We start from the raw sequence: 4724 nt of genomic DNA, 5'->3' as shown, positions 1-4724 counted from the left end.
GCCCTGCGCACGGTCGAAGACGGCGGGCCAGCCGCGGCAGTAGCTGCGGACCTCGGACTCCAGGGTCTCGAAGACGCTCAGTGCGGGCGGGGTGATGGTCACAGCGGATCTCCTGCGTGAGGGGGTGTGACGGGCAGTGGTCGGTGCTCCCGGGCGCACGGATGCGGCCGGGACCGCGCCGGTCGGTCGGCCGGCGCGAAAAGTCGTGGGGACCGGGCGTACGGGGCGGGTACGCCGGGGTCGTGCCCGGGAGGGCTCAGGTGGTGAACGGGCCGATCCGGTAGAGCACCTCGGGCAGGTGCGTGTCTTCGGGGAACAGCTCCCCGTCGAAGAGCACCTCGTGCTCCAGGGCGACGTCGTGGCGCTGGGCGTAGGACGTGAACAGCCGGTCGGATGCGGTGTTGTCCGGGGTGATCGTCGTCTCCACGGACGACAGTCCCTGGTCGGCGGCGACCCGGGCGGTCAGCGCGTCCAGCAGAGTGGCGGCCAGCCCCTTGCCCCGGTGGGCCTGGTCGACGGCCACCTGCCAGACGACGAGGGTCTGGGGGCGGTCGGGCCTGATGTAGCCCGTCACGAAGGCGATGGGCTCGCCGTTCTCGCCCCGTGCGACGGCGGAGGTCGCGGCGAAGTCACGGCACCACAGCAGGTAGCTGTACGAGGAGTTCAGGTCCAGGACCTGGGAGTCGCGGGCAATGCGCCAGATCGCGGCTCCGTCCTCCACTCGCGGCGCATCGATACTGAGGAATTCGCTTCGGGCACGGGCAAAATCTGCTGGTGCGGCGGTCATGCGAATTGAATTTACCCAGCAAATTTCGAAATTGCATCGACGTAAAGGGTTGGGTGAAGGGCGCCCATGTGTTATCAGGCGGGCGTGAGCTCCCCCCTGACTCCGGTAGTGTTTCCTACGCTTTGTCCAGAATTTTTCGGGCATAACGCCGTCCGTGTGGAGTCGGTCACAGGGTTGTAACTCTCCTGAGACGTGTCCGAATTACGAAGTTCGGCCCTCCCGAAAACTTCCGCGTTTAGGTGCTGGAAAAGCGGGAAGAAGAATGCGGGGAGCTGCTTACGATAAAGCAGCTCCCCACATTATGAATATCAGAGGCTCGGCCAGGTTTCCGAAACAATCCTGTGGGCAGCCTCGATATCGACCCGCAGGCCCGCATCGGTCAGCGCCGCCCCCAGAGCCGCGAGCGAGGACAGCACCGCGCCCCGCGTCGCATCCGCCCCGTAATGGTTGATCCGGATCATCTCCTTGGACAGCGCCCCGCCGCCCGCGACGAGCGGCAGCGCGGGGTCCGCCGCCAGCGCCTGCGCGACCAGCGCGGCCGCGTCCGTCCCCGCCGGGGCCCGCAGCGTCGTCGCCACCGGGGCCGCGTCCCGCGCCTCGTGGACGTACGGTTCCAGCCCGCCGCCCAGGGCCACCGCTCCGGCCCGGGTCGCCGCGGCGGCCGAGGCGTGGCGGGCCATGACGGTCTCCAGCCCCTCGTCCTCGATCCGGGCCACGCACGCCTCCAGGCCCAACATCTCCAGCTGCGCCGGAGCGTGCGGCAGGGCCGTGCGGCCGCCGTCGATCCAGCGCTCCTTCCAGTCCAGCAGGGAGAGGTAGGAACGGCGCGGGGCGGCCGGGTTGGCGGCGATCCGCTCCCAGGCCCGCGCGCTCACGGAGACCGCGGAGACCCCGGCGGGCCCGCCCATGGCCTTCTGCGCGCCGATCACGCACAGATCGACGCCCCAGGCGTCCGGCAGCAGCGGCTCGGCGCCCACTGACGCGACCGCGTCCAGCATGAACAGCGCGCCGTGCGCCCGGACCACCTCGCCGATCTCCGCGACCGGGTTGGTGTTGCCGGTCGCCGCCTCCGCGTGCACCAGCGAGACGAAGTCGATCTCCGGGTGCTCGGCCAGCGCCTCGGCGACCCGGTCGGCGGTCACGGCGGTGTGGAAGGGCACCGTGAGGTCGACGACCTGGGCTCCGCAGTCCCGCAGCCAGTTGCCGAAGGTCTGCCCGTACGGTCCGGTGACCACGTTCAGCGCGGTCGAGCCGGGCCGCGCGCCGCTGCGGATGCAGCCCTCCAGCGGCAGCAGCGCCTCGCCCTGGGTGATGACGACGTCCTGCTCCGTGGCGAGGAGCCGGGCCACGCGCCGCTCGATCGCCGCGAAGTGGTCGGCGGTGAGCGGGGGGAGGTCGAGGAAGGGGTGCGTCACGGTGGGGCTCTCTTCGGGTTCGTCCGTCGGTCGAAAGGCACTGGAAGCCTACCGACGGCCCGCCGGCGGCCTCGTACGGTGCCGCGTACGAGTGACTCGTACAGTCGGTGCCGCGCATGAGTCACTCGTACAGTGCCGCGTATGAGTGATCGGATGAGTGACCGGGAGGAGCAGCGGGTGCTGCGGGTGAAGGGCCGGGTGCTCGTCGGCCCGGACGAGGTGCGCGACGAACTGTGGGCCGTGGACGGGCGGATCACTTACGAACGGCCGCCCGGCGCCGACGGTGCGGTGACGGTCAGGGGCTGGGCGCTGCCCGGCCTCGTCGACGCGCACTGTCATGTCGGCCTGGACCGGCACGGCCCGGTGGACAGGGCGACCGCCGAGAAGCAGGCGCTGAGCGACCGGGAGGCCGGGACCTTGCTGATCCGGGACGCCGGATCGCCCTCCGACACCCGCTGGATCGACGACCGCGAGGACCTACCGAAGATCATCCGGGCCGGCCGGCACATCGCCAGGACCCGCCGCTACATCCGTAACTACGCGCACGAGATCGAGCCCGGCGACCTCATCGCGTACGTCGCCCAGGAGGCCCGGCGCGGGGACGGCTGGGTCAAGCTGGTGGGGGACTGGATCGACCGTGACGCCGGGGACCTCACCGCCTGCTGGCCGCGCGGCGAGGTCGAGGCGGCCATCGCCGAGGCGCACCGCCTCGGCGCCCGGGTCACCGCGCACTGCTTCGCCGAGGAGTCGCTGCGCGACCTGGTGGAGGCGGGCATCGACTGCGTCGAGCACGCCACCGGCCTCACCGAGGAGACCATCCCGCTCTTCGCCGAACGCGGGGTCGCGATCGTCCCGACGCTGGTCAACATCGCCACCTTCCCCGACCTCGCGGCGGGCGGCGAGGCCAAGTTCCCCCGCTGGTCGGCCCATATGCGGCAGCTGTACGACCGCCGTTACGACACCGTGCGCGCCGCCTACGACGCCGGGATCCCGATCTACGTCGGCACCGACGCGGGCGGCTCCCTGGCGCACGGACTGGTCGCGGGCGAGGTCGCCGAGCTGGTCAAGGCGGGCATCCCGCCCCTGGAGGCCCTCTCCGCCACCGCGTGGGGGGCCAGGAGCTGGCTGGGACGGCCCGCGCTGGAGGAGGGCGCCCCGGCCGACCTGGTCGTGTACGACGAGGACCCGCGCGCGGACGTCCGGGTGCTGGCGGCCCCCCGGCACATCGTGCTGAACGGGCGGGTCGTCGGCTGACGTCGCAGTGCGTTGACAGGCAGTGACGGATGCGGTCGTCGGCTCGTTGATAAAGCTCAGCCGGTCCGTGCGCCGCGGCTCTGCCGCGTGAAACGGGTGACGCGGAGAGGCAGGAGGGAACGTGCGTGCCGAAAGATTCGAATATGCGCGCGGAAACCCCCCTTTGGGGTGAACTCACGTCAGGTATCCGCCAGTTCACCCTCAGTGCGTAAAGATTCACGGAGTCGAGGCCACCGGCGCAGGCGATGTCCCCCATTGGACTGTGCCGGTGGCTCCATGTCTCTTGTGGGGGTTCCACCATCTTGAACAGCAACACCTTCCGTCTCGCCGCTGTCGCGGTCGCCGCCGCCCCCGTCGCTCTGCTTGCCGCCGTCCCCGCGCACGCAGCCCCGGCGACACCCACCACCGGCGAGGGCAGGGCGAGCGCGGTCGTGCTCCGTACCGGGCTCGACGTCTCGCTCCTCAACAAGTCCGTCCAGGTGCCCCTCAAGGTCACGCTCAACGAGGTGCAGGCCCCGGCCAGCGCCGAGAAGACCGCGCTGACCGTGAACCTGGACGGGGTGGAGGGCCGCCCGGTCGACGTCCTGCGCGCCGACGTGGCCACCGCGAACGCCACCGTCGATGAGCACAAGGCCGAGGGCTACACCAACCTGGCGAAGGCCCGCATCCATGTCCCCGGACTCGCCGCGCTCTCGCTCATCGAGGTCGAGAAGGTCACCTCCAAGGCGGTCTGCGAGGCCGGCAAGCAGCCCGTCGCCGAATCGAACGTGCTCGGTCACGTCAAGGTGCTCGGCAAGAAGGTGACGCTCAGCGCGGGCGGCCCGACCCAGGTGTCGGTGCCGGGCGTCGGCGAGGTCACCCTCGACCTGTCCAAGACGGTCACCACCGAGCGAACGGCGGCCGCGACGGCCCTTCAGCTCAAGGTGTCGGTCAACCCGCTGAAGCTCAACGTCGCCGAGGTGAACGGCGAGGTCACCCTCGCCGAGGCGACCTGCGAGACCCCGAAGGGACCGAAGACCCCCGAGGAGCCGAAGACCCCGGAAGAGCCGAAGACCCCTGAGCAGCCGAGCTCCACGGACGGCGGCTCCACCGGCGGCGACGTGAAGACCCAGACCGGTTCCGACACCGGCCCCGCCCCCACCGAGGCCAACCTCGCCGAGACCGGCGGCAGCTCCACCACCCCGTACATCGCGGGCGGCGCGGCCCTGTTGCTGGCCGTCGGCGCGGGCGCGACGGTGGTGGCCCGCAGGCGCAGCAGCGGCCAGAGC

4 protein-coding genes are annotated in these 4724 nt (G+C 71.0%); 2 read left to right on the top strand and 2 right to left on the bottom strand.

Translation table 11 applies throughout. The features are described from left to right. Positions 1-256: 256 nt before the first annotated feature. Both ectA and ACFWM7_RS33680 read right to left on the bottom strand, forming a co-directional pair. The gene (ectA, locus tag ACFWM7_RS33685; RefSeq protein ID WP_383268146.1) at positions 257-787 is read right to left on the bottom strand and encodes a diaminobutyrate acetyltransferase; all 531 of its coding nucleotides are present in this window, start codon (positions 785-787) and stop codon (positions 257-259) included. Positions 788-1095: 308 nt separating this feature from the next. Further along, complete coding sequence (locus ACFWM7_RS33680) at positions 1096-2202, bottom strand: pyridoxal-phosphate-dependent aminotransferase family protein (protein WP_383268143.1); 1107 nt, start codon at positions 2200-2202, stop codon at positions 1096-1098. A gap of 153 nt (positions 2203-2355) precedes the next feature. Between ACFWM7_RS33680 and ACFWM7_RS33675 the strand changes: the two genes are divergently transcribed. Together ACFWM7_RS33675 and ACFWM7_RS33670 are read left to right on the top strand one after the other, a co-directional pair. Beyond that, positions 2356-3456 carry an amidohydrolase family protein gene (locus tag ACFWM7_RS33675; RefSeq protein WP_383268148.1) on the top strand — a complete coding sequence of 367 codons (1101 nt, stop codon included), beginning with the start codon at positions 2356-2358 and terminating at the stop codon, positions 3454-3456. A gap of 302 nt (positions 3457-3758) precedes the next feature. Further along, positions 3759-4724, top strand: a 966-nt coding sequence (locus ACFWM7_RS33670; protein ID WP_383268141.1) for an SCO1860 family LAETG-anchored protein, incomplete at its 3' end; no start/stop codon positions are given.

Source organism: Streptomyces sp. NPDC058375 (genome assembly GCF_042723425.1).
Lineage (GTDB): Bacteria > Actinomycetota > Actinomycetes > Streptomycetales > Streptomycetaceae > Streptomyces > Streptomyces durocortorensis.
This window is presented reverse-complemented; position numbering and strand designations above follow the sequence as displayed.

Bases quoted from the DNA above. Each gene is read 5' to 3' on its own strand.
- ACFWM7_RS33675 (WP_383268148.1), top strand. From the start codon at position 2,356: ATGAGTGACCGGGAGGAGCAGCGGGTGCTGCGGGTGAAGGGCCGGGTG.
- ectA (WP_383268146.1), bottom strand. From the start codon at position 787: ATGACCGCCGCACCAGCAGATTTTGCCCGTGCCCGAAGCGAATTCCTC.